The organism is Clavibacter phaseoli (genome assembly GCF_021922925.1).
GTDB classification, from domain to species: Bacteria; Actinomycetota; Actinomycetes; order Actinomycetales; family Microbacteriaceae; genus Clavibacter; species Clavibacter phaseoli.
In genome coordinates this window covers 359883-378136 of the sequence record NZ_CP040786.1, presented here as the reverse complement: position 1 = coordinate 378136, position 18254 = coordinate 359883, and the positions used below count along the sequence as shown (strand labels likewise).

The following is an 18254-nucleotide window of genomic DNA, read 5'->3' as shown; positions in this document are numbered from 1 at the left end:
CGGTAGGCTGATGGTCGGTGTGCCGGGAAGTCTGGTCGGCGGCGGGTGACCGTCTCCCCATCCCCCGACCCCGGAAGGCCCCATGACCTCCCTCATCCGCTCCGAGCGCGTCGCCGCCGGGCTCCTGCTCCTCGCGGCCGTCGTCGGCCTCGTCGTCGCGAACACGCCCGCCGGACCCGGCCTGATCGCGTGGGCCGACGGGCACCTCGCCCTCCCCGCGATCGGCGTCGACCTGTCGCTCCGGCACTGGGTCAGCGACGGCCTGCTCGTCGTCTTCTTCTTCATCGTCGCGGTCGAGCTCAAGCACGAGTTCCTGGCCGGCGGGCTGAACAGCGTCTCGCGCGCGCTCGTGCCCGCCATCGCCGCGGTCGGCGGCGTCGTGGTGCCCGCGGGCGTCTACCTCGCGATCACGGCGGGTAGCGGCCTCGAGCGCGGCTGGCCCGTGCCGACCGCGACCGACATCGCCTTCGCGCTGGGCGTCCTCGCGGTGTTCGGCCGCGGGCTGCCCGCGGCCGTCCGCGTGTTCCTCCTGGCGCTCGCGGTGCTCGACGACCTCATCGCCATCGGGATCATCGCGGTCTTCTTCACGACCGACCTCGACCTGGGCGCGCTCGCCCTCGCGGTCGCGGGCGTCGTCCTCTTCGCGGTGGTCGGCCGGCTGGGCGTCGGGCGCGCGGGCGCCGCGCGGGTCGCCGTGGTCGCGCTGCTGGTGCTCATCGCGCTGGTGACCTGGTGGGCGACGCTCTCGTCGGGGATCCACGCGACCATCGCCGGCGTCGCGCTCGGCTTCGCGCTCCCCCGCCTCTCCGGCCTCCGCGCCGCGCACGCGCTCGAGCCCGCCTCCAACGGGATCGTCCTGCCGCTGTTCGCGTTCTCGGCCGCGCTCGTCGCGATCCCCGCGATCGGCCTCGCGGAGCTCGCGCCCGCCTTCTGGGGCATCGCGCTCGCGCTGCCGCTCGGCAAGCTCGTCGGGATCACCGCCGGCGGGCTGCTCGGGGCGTGGGTCGCGCGGCGCCGCGGATCCGCCGGGGGGCTCGCCGTGCCCGACCTCGTGACCGTGTCCCTCCTCGGCGGCATCGGCTTCACGGTGTCGCTGCTGATGAGCGAGCTCGCGTTCGCGGGCCTCGACGAGGTGCGCGACGAGGGCACGCTCGCGGTGCTGCTCGGATCCGGCGTGGCCATCGTCGCCGCCGCCGTGACGCTCTCGATCCGGAGCCGCCGCGCCCGCCGCGACGGCTCCTCCGCGGACGACGGCGACGACGACGCGACGCGCGACGACTTCCCCGCGCACGCGGACGGCGAACCGGCCCGCGCCTAGGCGCCGACCGGCCCGTCGTCGGTCACGCCTTGGGCGCGGACTCCTTCGCGGCCGGCGCCGGCTCGACCGTGAACACGGCGTCGAGCAGCTGGCGCACCCAGTCCACCAGCTCGGCGTCGGGCAGCGGCTCGCCGTCGCGCTTGGGCAGCGGCACCGTCACGGCGTTGGTCTGCGCGAACAGGCGGCTGCCCGGGTACATGCGCTGCAGGCGCACCTGCTTGCTGTCCGCGAGGTCCGCCGGCGCGATGCGCAGGTTCGGCCCCATCGCGACCACCTCGCTGAGCCCCGCGCGCTGGGCGACGCGACGCAGGCGCGAGACCCGCACCAGGTTGTCGACCTCGACGGGCGGCTCGCCGTAGCGGTCGGACAGCTCCTCGATGACCCGGTCGATCTGGTCGTCGGTGGCCGTGGGCGAGGCCGCCGTGGAGAGCTTCTGGTAGGCCTCGAGGCGCAGCCGCTCGCTGTCGACGTACTCCTCGGGGATGTGCGCGTCGACCGGCAGCTCGAGCCGCAGCTCGGTCTGGCCCTCGGCGACGTCGCCGCGGAAGGTCGACACGGCCTCGCCGATCATGCGGAGGTACAGGTCGAAGCCGACGCCCTGGATGTGGCCGGACTGCTCGCCGCCCAGGAGGTTGCCCGCGCCGCGGATCTCGAGGTCCTTGAGCGCGACCTGCATGCCGGATCCCAGCTCGTTGTTCGCCGCGATGGTGGACAGGCGGTCGTGCGCCGTCTCGGACAGCGGCTTGTCGGCGTCGTAGAGGAAGTACGCGTACGCGCGCTCCCGCCCGCGGCCGACGCGGCCGCGCAGCTGGTGCAGCTGGCTGAGCCCGTACTTGTCGGCCCGGTCGATGATCAGCGTGTTCGCGTTCGCGATGTCGAGGCCGGTCTCGATGATCGTGGTCGACACGAGCACGTCGAACTTCCGCTCCCAGAAGTCGACGATGACCTGCTCCAGCATCGCCTCGCTCATCTTGCCGTGGGCGACCGCGACGCGAGCCTCGGGCACGAGCTCCGCCAGCTCCGACGCGACCCGGTTGATGCTCGACACGCGGTTGTGCACGAAGAACACCTGGCCCTCGCGCAGCAGCTCGCGGCGGATGGCCGCGGCGATCTGCTTCTCGCTGTTCGGGCCCACGAACGTGAGGATGGGGTGCCGGTCCTCCGGCGGCGTCGCGAGCGTCGACATCTCGCGGATGCCCGTGACCGCCATCTCGAGCGTGCGCGGGATCGGCGTGGCCGACATCGCCAGGATGTCGACGTTGGCCTTGAGCTTCTTCAGGGCGTCCTTGTGCTCCACGCCGAACCGCTGCTCCTCGTCGATGATGACGAGCCCCACGTCCTTGAACGCGATGCTGCCCGTGAGCAGGCGGTGGGTGCCGATGACCACGTCGACCGAGCCGTCCTCGAGGCCCTTGACGGTCTCGCGCGACTCCTTGTCGGTCTGGAAGCGGCTGAGCTGCCGCAGGTGCACGGGGAAGCCGGCGAAGCGCTCGGAGAAGGTCTCGAAGTGCTGCTTCACGAGCAGCGTCGTGGGTACGAGCATCACGACCTGCTTGCCGTCCTGCACGGCCTTGAACGCGGCGCGCACGGCGATCTCGGTCTTGCCGAACCCGACGTCGCCCGAGACCAGGCGGTCCATGGGGATGGGGCTCTCCATGTCGCGCTTGACCTCGTCGATGACGGTGAGCTGGTCGGGCGTCTCCATGAAGGGGAACGCCTCCTCGAGCTCGCGCTGCCACGGGGTGTCCGGCGGGAAGGAGTGGCCGCGCGACGCCATGCGCGCGGAGTAGAGCTTCACGAGCTCGACCGCGATGTCGCGGACCGCCCGGCGCGCCTTGCCCTTGGCGGCGGCCCAGTCGCTGCCGCCCATCTTGCTGAGGGCGGGCTCCTCCCCGCCGACGTAGCGGCTGAGGAGGTCGAGCTGGTCGGTGGGCACGAAGAGCTTGTCGCCGGGGTAGCCGCGCTTGGAGGGCGCGTACTCGATGACGAGGTACTCGCGCCGGGTCTTCACGGCGTTGCGGCCGCCGGAGGAGACCTCGCGCTGCGTGAGCTCCACGAATCGGCCGATGCCGTGCGTGGTGTGCACGACGTGGTCGCCGGGCTTGAGCTGCAGCGGATCCACCACGTTCTTGCGCCGGGTGGCGAGCTTCTTGACCTGGCGGCTGTCGTAGCCGGCGGCGCGGCCGTAGAACTCGCTCTCGGTGAGGAGCGCGAGCTTGACCTCGGGCATCTCGAAGCCCGCGTCGATGGCGGAGCGCAGCAGGTAGGCGATGCCGGGCTCGGGCTCCGCCGGGAACTCCTCGACCACGCGCGCCGGAACGCCCGCCTCGCGCAGCACGGTGTCGGCGCGCTCGACGAGGCCGGATCCCTGGGCCACGACGCCCACGCTCCACCCGGCGGCGAGGCGCTCGCGCACGTGCTCGATGGCGCCGTCGGCGTTGCCCGCGAAGCTCGGCACGGGATCCGCCTGGATGCGCACGGTCATGACCTCGTCGATCCCCAGGTCCTCCGGCAGCACGTCGGTGGCCTGGAAGCCCGAGAGGGTCCACCAGCGGCGCGGGCCGCGGGCGTCGCGCAGGCGGCCGAGGGAGAGGAAGTCGCCGGACGCGAGGTCGATGGGCGCCTGCGCGCCCGCGGTCGCGGCGTTCCACGCGGCGTCGAGGAACTCGCGGTTCGTGTCGGCGAGGCTCTGGGCGCGCGTGGAGACGCGCTCGGGCGAGACCACCGCGATGGCCGCGTCGACCGGCAGGTAGTGCGTGACAGGGACGAGCCTGTCGACGAGCGCGGGGGCCAGCGACTCCATGCCCTCCACCGGGATGCCCTCGGCGATCTTCGCGAGCATCTGCTGCAGGTTCGGGAACTCGTGCTGCATCTCGCGGGCGCGCTGGCGCACGGGCGCGCTCAGGAGCAGCTCGCGGCTCGGCGGCAGCTCGACCGAGTCGACGGTCTCCTCCAGGGAGCGCTGGTCGGCGACGGCGAACGGCCGCATCTGGTCGACCTCGTCGCCGAAGAACTCGACGCGCACGGGGTGGTCTGACACGGGCGGGAAGACGTCGAGGATGCCGCCGCGCACCGCGAACTCGCCGCGGCGCGTGACCATGTCGACGCGCGAGTACGCGAGGTCGACGAGCCGCACGGCGAGCTCGGACAGGTCGTGGCCGCGGCTGCCGGTGGCGAGCCGCACGGGCGCCAGCTCGGTGAGGTTGTCGGCCACGGGCTGGAGGGCCGCGCGCACCGAGGCGACGATGACGAGCGGGCGCACCTCGGCGGCCGGCACCTCGCGGGCGCCCTGGCCGAGCGCGGCGTGCCACGCCTCCATGCGGCGGAGCGCGTGGATCCGCTTGCCCACGATCTCGGCGCTCGGGCTGAGGCGCTCGTGCGGCAGCGTCTCCCAGGCCGGGAACTCGAGGATCTCGGCGTCCGGCAGCACCGCGGCGAGGCTGCGGCGCATGCCCTCGGACTCGCGGCCGGTCGCGGTGACGACGAGCAGGCACCCCGGGATGCCGCGCTGGATGCGCTGGCGCAGGAGCCCCGCGAGCAGCGGCCCCTGGAGCCCCTCGGTGAGGGAGAAGTCGGCGTCGCGGGAGGCCGATGCGAGGGCGTCGTCGAACGTGGAGGCGCGCGAGAGCGCCGGGATCAAGCCCTGGAGGATCACCAGATGATCGTACGCGCCGCCACCGACAGGGCCGGCGTCGTCCGCCGAGGGCGGACGCATCGGGTGCGTGCCGCGGCGGGCCGGCGGATCAGGACGCGGCGGTGTGGAACCGCAGCTGCGCGGCGATGAGGCCGTCGGCGGCGATCATCTCGACGGCGTCGGCCGCGTCCTCCAGCACGTTGGGCAGCACCTGCCGCTCGGTGGAGGAGAACGGCTTGAGCACGAAGTCGGCGGCGTCCTGGCGGCCGGGCGGGCGGCCGATGCCGATGCGCACGCGCATGAAGTCGCCCGTGCCCGCGGAGGAGATGATGTCGCGGATGCCGTTGTGGCCGCCGTGCCCGCCGCCCTGCTTGAGCTTCATCGCGTCGAACGGGATGTCGAGCTCGTCGTGCGCCACCACGAGCTGCGCGGGCTCGAGCGAGAAGTACTTGAGGAGGTTGGCGACCGGCCCGCCGGACAGGTTCATGAACGAGTTCGGCTTCGCGAGGATGAGCTTCGGCCCGCCGGGGACCGCGCGCCCCTCCGCGACCTGCGCGTTGGCGCGGTGCGAGCGGAAGGAGGCGCGCATCCGGTCCGCGAGCACGTCGAGCGCCATCTGGCCGACGTTGTGCCGCGTGCCCGCGTACTGCGGGCCGGGGTTGCCGAGGCCGACCACGAGCAGGGTCCGGTCGTCCACGTGCGCTCTCCTCCTGGTCGTCGCATCCTCGGGGCGGATGCGCGGAGCCCGCCGGCCGCTGCCGGTGTCCCGGACGGCGGCCGACGGGCTCCGTGGTGCTGTCGTGCTGGTCGTGCGCGCGGCCGGGGCCGCGGGATGTCGCTACTTGTCGTCGCCGGACTGGTCGCCGGTGGCGCCCTCGTCGGTGACGTCGACGTCGCCGTCGCCCTCGGCCACGACGTCCTCGTCGACCGCGTCGGTCGTGAGGTCGAGCTGCGGCACGGAGACGGCGAGAACGAGCGTCTCGGGGTCGGTGACCAGCGTGGCGCCGGCGGGGAGGTCGACCTGGCCGGCCGTGACCTGCGTGCCCTCCTCGAAGCCCTCGATGGAGACGACGAAGCGCTCGGGGATGTGCGTGGCCTCGACCTCGACCGTGATCGACGTGTACTCGAGGCTGTGGATCGTGCCGGGGTAGGACTCGCCCTCGACGTGGATCGGGACCTCGACCTCGACGCGCTCGCCCTGGCGGACGACGATGAGGTCGACGTGCTCGATGATCTGGCGCACGGGGTCCTTCTGGACGTCCTTCACGAGGGCCAGCTGCGGCGTGCCCTCGATGTCGAGCGTGATGATCTGGTTCGCCTTGCGGATGATGAGCATGAGCTCGTGGCCCGGCAGCGTGACGTGCTGCGGGTCGGTGCCGTGGCCGTAGATGACCGCGGGGATCTTGCCGACCGCGCGGATCTTGCGGGCCGCGCCCTTGCCGAACTGCGTGCGCAGCTCCGCGGTGAGGTTGTTGTCAACCATGGTGTCGCTCCAATTGCGGCCCGTGAGGGCTCGCGTCGTGTGCCTGTGTCTGCTCGAACGCTTGCGCGTGAGGAATGAGGTGCGAGCCCCGTCCACCGCGTCGATAACGGACCGCCGCCGCGCTCGCGCGCGGCCCCTGCGATCCCTCGCCGAAGTTCAACCCCCGATGCTACCGGACGGAGGGCTCCCCGGTCGACGCGTCCCCGGCGGCCACGGGCGACGGCGATCCCGGCGCGGGCGGCGTGGACTGGCCGACGCGGAGGCGCAGGCCGTCGTGCACGCCGTCGACGACGTCCTCGAACGCGACCGGCGTGCCGAGCGTCGCCGACACGTAGACGCTCACCACGGTCGCGAGCGAGAGGAAGGCGTCGTCGACCGTGACCCCGGCCGGGCGACCGGTGCGCAGCGCGTCGGCGATGTCGTCGTACTGCCGGTAATGGCCCTCGAGGTAGGTGTTGTCGAGGCGCGGCGAGCGCGGCAGGTCGGCCGCGTGGATCTCCAGCTCGGCGTCGTTGCGCACGTCCGCCTGGGCGGGCACGCCCGACTCGGGCGCCGCGTGGAAGTAGGTGAGGGATCCGGCCTCGATGACCGCGGATCCGCGCGTGCCCTGCACCTGCACGCGGGTGTCGAGGCCCGGGTACCCGGCGGTGGTCGCCTGCAGGGTGGCGAGGGCGCCGGAGGCGAAGCGGATCACGGCGACCGCGACGTCCTCGACCTCGATGCCGTCGTGCGCGAGCAGCGCGGTCTGCGCGTAGACCTCGACCGGGCGGCCGAGGTAGGAGACGAGCAGGTCGAGCGTGTGGACGCCCTGGTTCATGAGCGCGCCGCCGCCGTCGAGGTCCCACGTGCCGCGCCAGTGGCCGGAGTCGTAGAAGCCCTGGCTGCGCCACCAAGGCGCGCTGGCGACCGCGGTGGTGAGGCGGCCGAGGCGGCCGGATCGCACGGCGCGGTCGACGATCACGCTCGACGGGTTGAAGCGGTGCTGGCTGATGACGGTCGAGAGGATCCCGCGCCCGGCGGCCTCGCGCGCGAGCTCGGCGATGCGGCGGCCGCGCGCCAGGTCGACGTCGAGGGGCTTCTCGATGACGACGTGGAGGCCGGCGGCGAGCGCCTCCTCGGCCAGGCCGATGTGCAGGCCGCTCGGGGTGCAGATGACGACGAGCTCGGCGGCGTCGGCGCGGATCATGTCGCCGAGGTGCGCGAAGACGCGCGGCCGCTCGGCGCGCAGCTCGTCGACGACCACGTCGGCGAGCTCGTCGGCCGTGGCCGCCGTGACGTCGACGAGCGCGGCGACGCGGAACTCCGGGTGCTCGGCGAGGACGCGGGCGTGGTGCGTGCCGATGACGCCGCAGCCGACGATGGCGACGCGGATGGGCTCGTGGACGGCGGCCGCGGGGGCGCCGTCGCCGGTGGCGGCGGCCGGTGCCGCGTCGGCGGCGCGGACCGCGGCGGACGGCTCGGAGGCGGGAGCGGCGTCCGCCGGCACGTCTGCCGCATGGCGCGGAGCGTCGGCGGAGTCGGCGGCGGACGGGTCGACGCCAGCGCGCGGCACGTCCGCGTCGGTCCGGGCCTCCCGGACCAGCGCGGGCACGTCCGCGTCGGGCACCGCGGCGGCGGGCTCCGTCGCGGTGGCGGGCGCGTCGTCGACCCGCCCGGGCGACGCCGTGCATCCGCCGGGCAGCAGCTCGCGGACGGCCGCGTCGGCGAGCGCGACCGGATCGTCGGTGATGTCGAGCGTGATGCCCCGCTCGTCGTCCCCGAGCGGCTCGAGCGTCCGCAGCTGCGACGCGAGGAGGCTCGACGGCATGAAGTGGCCCTCGCGGGATCCGAGGCGCTCGGCCAGCAGCTCGTGGTCGCCGGCGAGGTGCACGAAGACGGCCTCGGGCGCGGCGGCGCGGAGGATGTCGCGGTAGGAGCGCTTCAGCGCGCTGCACGCGACGACGGGTCCGCCCTCGGGGCGGCCGGCGAGCGCGAGGCCCACCCGCTCGAGCCAGGGGCGGCGGTCGTCGTCGTCGAGCGCGTGGCCCTCGGCCATCTTGCGGCGGTTGGTCTCGGGGTGGAGGTCGTCCCCGTCGATGAAGGGGACGCCCGCGTCCTGCGCGAGGATCTCGCCGACGGTCGACTTGCCGGATCCGGAGACCCCCATCACGATCACGGGCGGGAACGGGCGGACGGCGTCGATGCGGATCACTCCCTGCGGTTCGGTGAGGAACTCCTCGCGCGCCGTGTGGGTGCGCCCATCCATCCTACGAGACCCTCCCCGGGAGCCGGCCGACGCCCGGGAGGCCGGGCGTAGCCTGAGGACGACTGTCGACAAGGAGGCATCAGATGTCAGATGACCAGCAGGCCACGGCGAACATCGGGGTGGTGGGGCTCGCGGTGATGGGGTCCAACCTCGCCCGCAACCTCGCCAGCCGCGAGGGCAACACGGTCGCGGTGTACAACCGCACCACCCAGAAGACCACCGACCTCGTCGAGGAGCACCCCGAGGCGGGCTTCGTCGCCGCCACCACGATCGAGGAGTTCGCCGCCTCGCTGCAGCGCCCCCGCACGGCGATCATCATGGTCAAGGCCGGACGCGGGACGGACGCCGTCATCGAGCAGCTCACCGAGGCGTTCGAGGAGGGCGACATCATCGTCGACGGCGGCAACGCGCTGTTCACCGACACGATCCGCCGCGAGAAGGAGGTCCGCGCGAAGGGCCTCCACTTCGTCGGCGCCGGCATCTCCGGCGGCGAGGAGGGCGCGCTCAAGGGCCCGAGCATCATGCCCGGCGGCACGGCCGAGGCGTACGAGACGCTCGGCCCCATCCTCGAGTCGATCGCCGCGGTCGCGGAGGGCAAGCCCTGCGTGACCCACATCGGCACCGACGGCGCCGGCCACTTCGTGAAGATGATCCACAACGGCATCGAGTACGCCGACATGCAGCTCATCGCGGAGTCGTTCGACCTGCTGCGCCGCGTCGGCGGCCACGAGCCCGACGCCATCGCCGACGTGTTCGAGGAGTGGAACGGGGGCGACCTCGAGTCGTACCTCATCGAGATCACCGCGGAGGTGCTCCGCCAGAAGGACGCCGCGACCGGGAAGCCGCTCGTCGACGTCATCGTCGACCAGGCGGGATCCAAGGGCACGGGCGTCTGGACCGTCCAGAACTCGGTGGGCCTCGGAGTGCCGGTGGGCGGGATCGCGGAGGCCGTGTTCGCGCGCGCCGTGTCGTCGAAGCCCGAGCAGCGGAAGGCCGTGCAGGCGACGATCACGAGCCGTCCGGAGATCCAGCCCGCGGGCGACACCTTCGAGGACGACGTCCGCGCCGCGCTCTACGCGAGCAAGGTCGTCGCGTACGCGCAGGGCTTCGACGCGATCATCGCGGGCGCCAAGGAGTACGGCTGGGACATCGACAAGGGCAAGGTCGCGGAGATCTGGCGCGGCGGCTGCATCATCCGCGCCCAGTTCCTCAACCGCATCGTCGAGGCGTACGAGAAGGACTCCGGCCTCGCGACGCTGCTCGAGGACCCGTACTTCGCCAAGGCCGTCGCCGACGGCGAGCAGGCGTGGCGCCGGGTCGTCTCGGTCGCCGCGCTGTCGGGGATCCCGGTGCCCGGCTTCGCGTCGGCGCTGAGCTACTACGACTCGCTCGCCTCCGAGCGCCTGCCCGCCGCCCTCGTGCAGGGCCAGCGCGACTTCTTCGGCGCGCACACGTACCACCGCACCGACAAGGAGGGCACCTTCCACACGCTGTGGTCCGGCGACCGCTCCGAGGTCGAGGCGGAGGACACGCACTAGCGTCCACCGACCGTCGCCGACGCCCCGCCGCCCATCCCGGGCGGCGGGGCGTCTGCCACACTGGGGCGGATGGACGAGGACGAGCACCCGGAGCTCGCGGGCTACGAGCCGCACCGCCCGCGGAGCCTGCGCAGCAGGCGCACGCTGCTCGTGATGCGCGTGGTCGTCGTGGTCGGGATCGTCAGCCTGCTGCTGCCGGGCGTCGTCACCATGGTGCGCGTCGGCGCGAGCACGGCCGACATGGCCTGCGCCGACTTCGTGGCGTACGAGCGGCCCGACTCCCCCTCCTACGAGGTGCGGTTCCAGCTGTTCGGACCCGGCGTCGTCGGCTACGAGTGCTACACGAAGTACGCCTTCGGCGGCGACGAGCACATCGTGTCGCTCGGCCCCATCCCCTCGGGGCGGGTCGCGCGCGAGGTCGTCGAGCGGAACTCGCGGGACTGACGCCCGAGCCGCCCGCGTGGGCGACCCGGGCGGCGGCGCGTCGGCCTAGGCCGCGCCGTCGAACATGCTCGTGACGGATCCGTCGTCGAAGACCTCGTGGATCGCGCGCGCCAGCAGCGGCGCGATGGGCAGCACCGTGAGCTTGTCCCAGCGCTTCTCGTCGGGGATGGGCAGCGTGTCCGTGACCACGACCGAGTCGATGTGCGGGCTGTCCAGGATCTGCGTGGCCGGGTCCGAGAAGACCGCGTGCGTCGCCGCGACCACGACGCCCGTGGCGCCGTTCTTCTTCAGCGCCTCGGCGGCCGAGACGATGGTGCGGCCGGTGTCGATGAGGTCGTCCACCAGGAGGCACACGCGGCCGGAGACGTCGCCGACGATCTCGTGCACGGTGACCTGGTTGTGCACCTTCGGATCGCGGCGCTTGTGGATGATGGCGAGCGGCGCCCCGAGCTTGTCGCTCCAGATGTCGGCGACGCGCACGCGGCCCATGTCGGGCGAGACGACCGTGAGGGTCTTGGAGTCGAGCACCGAGCGCATGTGCTCGAGGAGCACGGGCATCGCGAAGAGGTGGTCGACGGGGCCGTCGAAGAAGCCCTGGATCTGCGCGGCGTGCAGGTCGACCGACATGATGCGGTCGGCGCCGGCGGCCTTGAAGAGGTCGGCGACGAGGCGGGCGGAGATCGGCTCGCGGCCGCGGCCCTTCTTGTCCTGGCGGGCGTACGGGTAGAACGGCGCGACGACGGTGATGCGCTTCGCGGACGCGCGCTTGAGGGCGTCGACCATGATGAGCTGCTCCATGAGCCACTCGTTGATCGGCGCCGTGTGCGACTGGATGACGAACGCGTCGCTGCCGCGGACGCTCTCGTCGTAGCGGATGTAGAGCTCGCCGTTGGCGAAGGTCCGCGCGTCCGTGTGCACGAGGCTCGTCTCGAGCTCCTCGGCGATCTGCTCGGCGAGCTCCGGATGGGCTCGCCCGGTGACGAGCACGAGCCGCTTCTCACCAGCAGTCTTGATTGCGGACACGGGACTCCGTTTCGTCAGTGCTGCTCGGTGTTCGGGGCGCCGGACGCGTCGTCCGTGGGCCCGTCGGCTGCCTCGACGGCGGCCCGGGCCTCAGGGGTGCCCGGTCGCTTGGCCTCGGTCCAGCCGACCATGTTGCGTTGCGGCGCCACCGAGATGCCGAGTGCGCCGGGCGGGACGTCCTTGCGGATGACGGCACCGGCACCCGTGTAGGAGCCGGTACCGATCCTAACGGGTGCCACGAAGACGTTCCGCGAGCCCACGTGGACGTGGTCGCCCACCTCCGTGCGGTGCTTGGAGACGCCGTCGTAGTTCGCGAAGATCGCGCCGGCGCCGATGTTGGTGTGCTCGCCGATGGTCGCGTCGCCCACGTAGCTGAGGTGCGGGACCTTCGTCGACGCGCCGATCTCGACGTTCTTCGTCTCGACGTAGGCGCCGATCTTGCCGTCCTCGCCGAGGCGCGTGCCCGGGCGCAGGTAGGAGAACGGGCCGACCGTCGCGCGCGCGCCGATGACGGCCAGCTCCGCGTCGGTGCGGCGGACCACGGCGTCCTCGCCGACCTCGGTGTCGCGGAGGGTCGTGTCCGGGCCGACCGTCGCGCCGGCGGCGACCGTGGAGGCGCCGAGGATCTGGGTGCCCGGGAGGACCGTGACGTCGGCGGCGAGCGTGGACTTGACGTCGATCCAGGTGGTGCGCGGATCCTGGATCGTCACGCCCGCGAGCTGCCAGCGGCGGATGATGCGCGCGTTGAGCTCGGTGGCCGCGGCCGTGAGCTGGACGCGGTCGTTGATGCCCGCGACGAGCCAGCTGTCGCGCACCGGGAGGCCCTCGATGGCGCCGCCCGCGCGGCGGATCACGTCGGCCGCGTCGGTGAGGTACTTCTCGCGCTGCGCGTTGTCGGTGCCGATGGCGCCGAGGGTCTGGCGGAGCGCCTCGGCGTCGAAGACGTAGACGCCCGCGTTGACCTCGTCGATGCGGAGCTGCTCGCCGGTCGCGTCCTTCTGCTCGACGATGGCCTCGAACGCGCCGTCCTGGCCACGGATGATGCGGCCGTTGCCGGTCGGGTCGTCGAGTCGGGCGGTGAGGAGGGTGAGGTCGTTGCGCGCCTGGCGGTGCGCGGAGACGAGCGACCGGAGGGTCGCGGCGTCGAGCAGGGGCACGTCGCCCGAGAGCACGACGACCTGGCCGGTGAAGCCCTCGGGCAGGGCCGTGATGCCCGCCTCGACCGCGCGGCCGGTGCCGGGGATCTCGTCCTGGTCGACCACGAGGGCCTGCGGCGACAGCGCGCGCACGACCTCGACCACCTGGTCGCGGTCGTGGCGCACGACCGTGACGATGTGGCGCGCGCCGAGCTCCTCCGCGGTCGCGAGCACGTGGCCGACGAGCGGCAGGCCGGCGAGCGGGTGCAGGACCTTGGGGAGGCGCGAGCGCATGCGGGTGCCCTGGCCCGCGGCGAGGATCACGACCGCGATGGAGGGGCTGCGCGGCTCGCCGTCGACGTCGAGCTCGCCCGTCACGATGGGGATCTCGCGGGTCGTCGGCGTGCTGTCTGACTCGGTCATGGCGGTCTCCCTGGTCCTCTTCCGTCTGTCCGGCGCGGCCGGCGGGTGTGGCTCCGCCCCCAGGATTCGAACCTGGACCTCACAGCTCCAAAGGCTGAAGTGCTGCCGTTACACCAAGGCGGACCGCTCACGGCCCGGCCGTGCGCAGGACGAGTCTGCCAGAGGTGCCCGGCGGCGGAGACCGGGACGCGGCGGGCGGTCAGGCGTCGCGACCTCGGCGCCGGCGGAGGTCGCCGCGGATCCGGAGCAGGAGGAACAGCGCGCCGGAGACCGCGATGCCGGCGGCCCCGCCGATGATCACGCGCGCGTCGAACGCGCCGTGCTGGAAGGGCCACACCTGGCTGAGGAGGGCGGCGATCCCGAGCAGGCCCGGGGTCAGCACCATCGCCACCCACGCCTCCTGCCTCGGGAGCATCTGCTCGGTCCCGCGGCGGCGGTCGCGGATCGCGGTGCCGATGACGCCCACCCACAGCGGCGCCGCAAGACCGAGGTTCGCGACCGGGACGAGGAGGAGCGCGACGAGGAGGGACACGGCCAGGGCGCCCACGTACCACCACGGCATGACGGAGCGGATGGAGGGGAGGTCGGCCATGCGCATCACGCTAGCGACCGGGCGGAGGCGCCCGGACCGGCATGATGGGGGGATGCCCAGCCGCGACGAGGTCGACCGCATCGTCGACGCGTGGCGGCGTGAACGGCCCGACCTCGACTTCTCCCCGCTCGAGGTGCTGTCGCGCGTCGGGCGCCTGTCTCGCCTGCTGGAGCGGGCGCGGCGCTCGGCGTTCCAGGAGTCGGAGCTCGAGTCGTGGGAGTTCGACGTGCTGTCGGCGCTCCGGCGGGCGGGCGATCCCTACCAGCTCAGCCCCAAGGCCCTCCTGCAGCAGACGCTCGTCTCGTCGGGCACCATGACGAACCGCATCGACCGGCTCGTGGCGCGTGGCCTCGTGGAGCGCCGGACGGATCCGCACGACGGCCGCGGGATCCTCGTGGTCATGTCGGACGCGGGGCGCACGCGCGTCGACACCGCGATCACCCGGCTCGTCGCCGAGGAGGCCGAGCTCCTCGACACGATGCCGGGCGCCGACCGCGACGTGCTGGCGGGGCTGCTGCGGCAGCTGATCCTCGACCTCGACGACGACGGGGCCTGACCCGCGCGATCCGGACCGGCGGTCCGCCTCAGGCGTGCGCGACGCAGCGGCGCGCGGCCGGGCGGATCTCGAGCCGGCCCGCCGGGATGGCCTCGCCGCACACCTCGCAGCGCCCGTAGGTCCCCGCGTCGAGGCGCGCGACCGCGGCGTCGACGTCGGCGAGGCGCACGCGCGCCTCGCGGATCATCGCGTCGGACTGCGAGCGCTCGAACGCGAGGGTCGCGCCCTCGGGGTCGTGCTCGTCGTCGGAGTTGGCGTCCTGCCTGGCCTCCACGATCGCCGCCACGTCGCGGTCGAGCCCGCGGATGAGCGCGAGCGTGTCGGCCCGCAGCGCGGCGAGGGCCGCGCGCGGGTCCGCGGGAGCGGCCGCGGAGTCGTCGGCCACGGACCCGCTACGCGGCGACGAGCGCGTGCGCGTCCGCCATCAGCTCGACGGAGCGGAGGCGCTCGGGCGTCCGCTGCGACGCGTGGCCGACGATGACCTCGTCGACGCCCGCCTGCTCCGCGAACCGGTTCGCGTAGTCGGATACCTCGGCGCCGGTGCCGACGGCCGTGTAGGTCATCATGCTGGCGACGTGCGCGCCGACGGGGGCCTCGAGGAGCCGGTCGAGCTCGTCGTCGGTGAAGGTCTGCGTGGCCGGGATCTGGCCGCTCTGGCGCAGCAGCATCATGAGCCGGGCGCGGCGGACGTCGGCGAACTGGCGCTCGGCGTCGGCGCGGTCGTCGGCCGCGATGGCGTTGATGCCGGCGATCGCGTAGGGCGCGTCGAGCTGCTCCGACGGGCGGAAGTCGCGGCGGTAGATCGCGATGGCGTCGAGCAGCATGTCGGGCGCGAAGTGCGACGCGAAGGCGAACGGCAGGCCGAGCGCCGCGGCGAGCTGGGCGCCGAAGGTCGAGGAGCCGAGGATGTAGAGGGGCACGCGCGTGCCGGCGCCCGGCGTCGCGGAGACCCCGGGGACCTGGCTCTCGCCGGCGAGGAAGCCCTGCAGCTCGACGACGTCCTCGGGGAAGCGGTCGGACGATCCGGGATCGCGGCGGAGCGCCCGGAACGTGGCCTGGTCGCTGCCGGGGGCGCGGCCGAGGCCGAGGTCGATGCGGCCCGGGTGCAGCGTCTCGAGCGTGCCGAACTGCTCCGCGATGGTGAGCGGCGAGTGGTTCGGCAGCATGACGCCGCCGGAGCCGAGCCGGATGGTGGACGTCTGGCTCGCCACGTGGGCGATGAGCACGCTCGTCGCGCTGGAGGCGATGGACGCCATGTTGTGGTGCTCCGCGTACCAGACGCGCCGGTAGCCGCTGCGCTCCGCCTGCTGGGCGAGGGCGACGGAGGCCTGGAAGCTGTCGCGGGCGGTCTCCCCGGGGGCGATGGGGGCGAGGTCGAGGATGGAGAGCGGGACGGTCATGCTCATCCCAACAGCGCGGGTGCCCCGACTGTTCCGAGCCCGTCCGGGGCGGGGGCGTCGTCCGGCGTCGCGTCCCCGCGGGCGGCATCGGCACGACGTCGGCGCGCGACCGACCACGCGGCCACGGCGCCGGCGAGGGCCGCGCAGATCGCGGTGGCGACGGCCATCCGCGTCCCCTCCCCCAGCCCGGCCGGCACGAGCGGCAGCAGGATCTGCACGGCGAGCACGAGCATCACGGCGGCGATCACGGTGTCGAGCACGCGCCAGGCGGCCGGGCGCGCGAGCACGGGCGCGAAGACCCGGGCGGCGGTCGCGAGGAGCGTGAACCAGACGCAGCTCGCGACCATCGCGCCGAGGCCGAACGCCCAGCGGCCGTCGCCGTGGCCGGCCGCGACGGATCCGACGAGGAGGACGGTGTCGAGGTAGACATGCGGGTTCAGCCAGGTGAGCGCGAGGCACGCGGCGACGACGGCGCCGAGCGCGCGCGGCGCGGACGCGGCGACCGCGAGGCCCCGCGGCGCGACGGCCCGGAGCAGCGAGAGCGCCGCGTAGCCGGCGAGGAAGCAGGCGCCGAGGATGCGGATGACGACGATCGCGACGGGCGCCGCCTCGATGAGCGCGCCGACGCCGCTGACGCCCAAGGCGATGAGGATCACGTCGGAGACCGCGCAGATCAGCACCACGACGAGCACGTGCTCGCGCCGCGTGCCCTGCCGGAGGATGAAGGCGTTCTGCGCACCGATCGCGGCGATGAGCGAGAAGCCGAGGCCGAAGCCGGAGAGCGCGTGCGCGAGCGGGTGCATGGCCTCCACGCTAGGCACCGGGCGCGCATCAGACCAGCTCATGTTCCTGCGGCACCATTAGCATCGCTGATGATGGACATCCGCACCGAGCACCTGCGCACCCTGGCCGCCGTCATCGACGCGGGCACGCTCGACGCGGCCGCCCGCGCGCTTCGGCTCACGCCCTCCGCGGTGAGCCAGCGGATCACGGCGCTCGAGCGCAGCGCCGGCCGCGTGCTCCTCCGCCGCACCCGCCCCGCGACCACCACCGAGGCGGGCGACGCCGTGCTGCGGCACGCGCGCCAGGTGCTCCTGCTCGAGCGCGACCTCGACGGGCTGCTCGGCGTGGGCGAGGGCGAGGCGCCGCGCGCGGGGACGGCGGCCGTGCCCGTGGTCGTGAACGGCGACTCGCTCGCGTCGTGGCTGCTGCCCGCGTTCGCGGCGCTGGCGGCCGAGACCGGCCAGGCGGTGGAGGTGCTGCGCGAGGACGAGCACCACTCCCTCGACCTGCTGCGCGACGGATCCGCGATGGCCGCGGTCACGAGCGTGAAGGACCCCGTGCAGGGCTGCACCTCGGAGCGGCTCGGGCGGATGCGGTACCGCGCGCTCGCGACGCCCGCCTACGTCGCCGCGCACCTGCCCGACGGGCCCACGCCGAGCGCGCTGGCGGTCGCGCCGCTCGTGATGTTCGACCGCAAGGACGCCATGCAGGACCGCTGGCTGCGCGGCCGGCGCGCGCCCGCAGGCCAGCCGCGCCACTACGTGCCGTCGTCCGCGGAGTTCGTCACGGCGGTCACGCTCGGCATGGGCTGGGGCATGCTGCCCGACCTGCAGAGCGAGGAGCTCGTCGCGTCGGGCGCGCTCGCGCCGCTGGACGCGGGATCCCACGTGGACGTGGCCCTGCACTGGCAGCGCTGGAGCGTCGACTCCCCCGTGCTCGCCGACCTCACCCGGCACGTGCGCGCCGCGGCCGCCTCGCTGAGGTAGCGGGGCGGCCGCGGCGGGTGGCGCGCGGGACGGTCAGCGCCGGAGCGCCGCCCGGGCCATCCGGTTGCCGATGAGCTGCACCACCTGCACGAGCACGATGATGATGAGCACCGCCGCCCACGTGACGACAGGCTCGAACTGCCGGTAGCCGTAGACGATCGCGAAGTTGCCCAGGCCGCCGCCGCCGATCGCGCCCGCGACCGCGGTCATGTCGACGATGCCCACGAAGACGAACGTGTAGCCGAGGATCAGCGGGCCGAGCGCCTCCGGGATCAGCAGCGTGAAGATGATCCGCACCGGGCTCGCGCCCACGGAGCGGGCCGCCTCGATCACGCCCGGCTGCACCGTGAGCAGGTTCTGCTCGACGATGCGGCTGATCGCGAAGGACGCCCCGAGCGACAGCGTGAAGATGACCGCGGACTGCCCGATGCCGCTGCCGGTGACCACGCGCGCGAGCGGCTGCACGGCGAAGAGGAAGATCACGAACGGGATCGGCCGGAAGGTGTTGACGACCACGTTGAGGACCGCGAACACGGATCTGCTCGGGAGCAGGCTGCCGGCGCGCGTCAGGTAGAGGCCGAGGCCCATCACGAGGCCGCCGAGTCCGCCGAACAGGAGCGTGAGCAGCACCATCACGAGCGTCTCGACCGTCGACTGGCCGAGGAGCGGGAGGAGCGGGGTCAGCGCGTCCAT

The 18254-nt window shown here is 73.4% G+C and carries 16 protein-coding genes and 1 tRNA gene; 5 read left to right on the top strand and 12 right to left on the bottom strand.

Annotated features, from left to right (window positions below):
- Positions 1-82: 82 nt before the first annotated feature.
- A complete protein-coding gene (locus FGI33_RS01825) occupies positions 83-1318 on the top strand; it encodes a Na+/H+ antiporter NhaA (RefSeq protein WP_204585796.1) in 1236 nt (411 codons plus the stop codon).
- Positions 1319-1340: 22 nt separating this feature from the next.
- Here the strand turns inward: FGI33_RS01825 and mfd are convergent, their stop codons facing one another.
- The 4 genes from mfd to FGI33_RS01805 all read right to left on the bottom strand — a co-directional run bounded on the left by mfd (position 1341) and on the right by FGI33_RS01805 (position 8680).
- The gene (gene mfd, locus FGI33_RS01820; RefSeq protein WP_119434521.1) at positions 1341-4973 is read right to left on the bottom strand and encodes a transcription-repair coupling factor; all 3633 of its coding nucleotides are present in this window, start codon (positions 4971-4973) and stop codon (positions 1341-1343) included.
- An 88-nt stretch (positions 4974-5061) separates the two neighbouring features.
- Entirely contained in the window at positions 5062-5649 is a 588-nt protein-coding gene (pth, locus tag FGI33_RS01815) for an aminoacyl-tRNA hydrolase (RefSeq protein ID WP_119434520.1), read from the bottom strand.
- A 141-nt stretch (positions 5650-5790) separates the two neighbouring features.
- Complete coding sequence (locus FGI33_RS01810) at positions 5791-6435, bottom strand: 50S ribosomal protein L25/general stress protein Ctc (RefSeq protein ID WP_119402234.1); 645 nt, start codon at positions 6433-6435, stop codon at positions 5791-5793.
- Positions 6436-6604: 169 nt separating this feature from the next.
- Positions 6605-8680: a gluconokinase, GntK/IdnK-type gene (locus FGI33_RS01805; RefSeq protein ID WP_237582170.1), complete on the bottom strand. Its 2076-nt coding sequence runs from the start codon at positions 8678-8680 to the stop codon at positions 6605-6607.
- 83 nt (positions 8681-8763) lie between these two features.
- Between FGI33_RS01805 and gndA the strand changes: the two genes are divergently transcribed.
- Both gndA and FGI33_RS01795 read left to right on the top strand, forming a co-directional pair.
- Entirely contained in the window at positions 8764-10218 is a 1455-nt protein-coding gene (gene gndA, locus FGI33_RS01800; protein WP_119434444.1) for an NADP-dependent phosphogluconate dehydrogenase, read from the top strand.
- 69 nt (positions 10219-10287) lie between these two features.
- Entirely contained in the window at positions 10288-10662 is a 375-nt protein-coding gene (locus FGI33_RS01795; RefSeq protein WP_119434443.1) for a hypothetical protein, read from the top strand.
- 45 nt (positions 10663-10707) lie between these two features.
- Here FGI33_RS01795 and FGI33_RS01790 read toward each other — a convergent pair whose 3' ends face one another.
- From FGI33_RS01790 to FGI33_RS01775, 4 genes are all read right to left on the bottom strand, one after another.
- Complete coding sequence (locus FGI33_RS01790; RefSeq protein WP_119402267.1) at positions 10708-11685, bottom strand: ribose-phosphate diphosphokinase; 978 nt, start codon at positions 11683-11685, stop codon at positions 10708-10710.
- Between the two features lie 14 nt (positions 11686-11699).
- On the bottom strand, positions 11700-13244 hold the full coding sequence (gene glmU / locus FGI33_RS01785; protein ID WP_119434442.1) for a bifunctional UDP-N-acetylglucosamine diphosphorylase/glucosamine-1-phosphate N-acetyltransferase GlmU: 1545 nt from the start codon (positions 13242-13244) through the stop codon (positions 11700-11702).
- A gap of 48 nt (positions 13245-13292) precedes the next feature.
- Positions 13293-13367: transfer RNA gene (locus tag FGI33_RS01780), tRNA-Gln, on the bottom strand.
- A gap of 76 nt (positions 13368-13443) precedes the next feature.
- Complete coding sequence (locus tag FGI33_RS01775; RefSeq protein WP_147359350.1) at positions 13444-13836, bottom strand: hypothetical protein; 393 nt, start codon at positions 13834-13836, stop codon at positions 13444-13446.
- A gap of 52 nt (positions 13837-13888) precedes the next feature.
- Here FGI33_RS01775 and FGI33_RS01770 point away from each other — a divergent pair, with 52 nt between their 5' ends.
- The gene (locus FGI33_RS01770; protein ID WP_119402264.1) at positions 13889-14392 is read left to right on the top strand and encodes a MarR family winged helix-turn-helix transcriptional regulator; all 504 of its coding nucleotides are present in this window, start codon (positions 13889-13891) and stop codon (positions 14390-14392) included.
- A gap of 28 nt (positions 14393-14420) precedes the next feature.
- Here FGI33_RS01770 and FGI33_RS01765 read toward each other — a convergent pair whose 3' ends face one another.
- The 3 genes from FGI33_RS01765 to FGI33_RS01755 are packed head-to-tail and all read right to left on the bottom strand — an operon-like array spanning position 14421 to position 16613.
- Positions 14421-14777 (bottom strand): TraR/DksA family transcriptional regulator, encoded by a 357-nt coding sequence (locus FGI33_RS01765; RefSeq protein ID WP_119434440.1) that lies wholly within the window; start codon positions 14775-14777, stop codon positions 14421-14423.
- A gap of 7 nt (positions 14778-14784) precedes the next feature.
- Positions 14785-15792, bottom strand: a complete 1008-nt coding sequence (locus FGI33_RS01760) for an LLM class flavin-dependent oxidoreductase (protein WP_119403242.1) — start codon at positions 15790-15792, stop codon at positions 14785-14787.
- A gap of 2 nt (positions 15793-15794) precedes the next feature.
- Positions 15795-16613: a LysE/ArgO family amino acid transporter gene (locus tag FGI33_RS01755; protein ID WP_237582169.1), complete on the bottom strand. Its 819-nt coding sequence runs from the start codon at positions 16611-16613 to the stop codon at positions 15795-15797.
- Positions 16614-16664: 51 nt separating this feature from the next.
- On the opposite strand from FGI33_RS01755, the gene FGI33_RS01750 reads away from it, so the two are divergent.
- On the top strand, positions 16665-17561 hold the full coding sequence (locus FGI33_RS01750) for a LysR family transcriptional regulator ArgP (RefSeq protein ID WP_237582168.1): 897 nt from the start codon (positions 16665-16667) through the stop codon (positions 17559-17561).
- Positions 17562-17594: 33 nt separating this feature from the next.
- On the opposite strand, the gene FGI33_RS01745 is transcribed toward FGI33_RS01750, so the two are convergent.
- The gene (locus FGI33_RS01745) at positions 17595-18254 is read right to left on the bottom strand and encodes a methionine ABC transporter permease (protein ID WP_119435130.1); all 660 of its coding nucleotides are present in this window, start codon (positions 18252-18254) and stop codon (positions 17595-17597) included.

Bases quoted from the DNA above. Each gene is read 5' to 3' on its own strand.
- FGI33_RS01825 (WP_204585796.1), top strand. From the start codon at position 83: ATGACCTCCCTCATCCGCTCCGAGCGCGTCGCCGCCGGGCTCCTGCTC.
- FGI33_RS01810 (WP_119402234.1), bottom strand. From the start codon at position 6,435: ATGGTTGACAACAACCTCACCGCGGAGCTGCGCACGCAGTTCGGCAAG.
- FGI33_RS01805 (WP_237582170.1), bottom strand. From the start codon at position 8,680: ATGGATGGGCGCACCCACACGGCGCGCGAGGAGTTCCTCACCGAACCG.
- gndA (WP_119434444.1), top strand. From the start codon at position 8,764: ATGTCAGATGACCAGCAGGCCACGGCGAACATCGGGGTGGTGGGGCTC.
- FGI33_RS01795 (WP_119434443.1), top strand. From the start codon at position 10,288: ATGGACGAGGACGAGCACCCGGAGCTCGCGGGCTACGAGCCGCACCGC.
- glmU (WP_119434442.1), bottom strand. From the start codon at position 13,244: ATGACCGAGTCAGACAGCACGCCGACGACCCGCGAGATCCCCATCGTG.
- FGI33_RS01775 (WP_147359350.1), bottom strand. From the start codon at position 13,836: ATGGCCGACCTCCCCTCCATCCGCTCCGTCATGCCGTGGTGGTACGTG.
- FGI33_RS01770 (WP_119402264.1), top strand. From the start codon at position 13,889: ATGCCCAGCCGCGACGAGGTCGACCGCATCGTCGACGCGTGGCGGCGT.
- FGI33_RS01760 (WP_119403242.1), bottom strand. From the start codon at position 15,792: ATGACCGTCCCGCTCTCCATCCTCGACCTCGCCCCCATCGCCCCCGGG.
- FGI33_RS01750 (WP_237582168.1), top strand. From the start codon at position 16,665: ATGATGGACATCCGCACCGAGCACCTGCGCACCCTGGCCGCCGTCATC.
- FGI33_RS01745 (WP_119435130.1), bottom strand. From the start codon at position 18,254: ATGGACGCGCTGACCCCGCTCCTCCCGCTCCTCGGCCAGTCGACGGTC.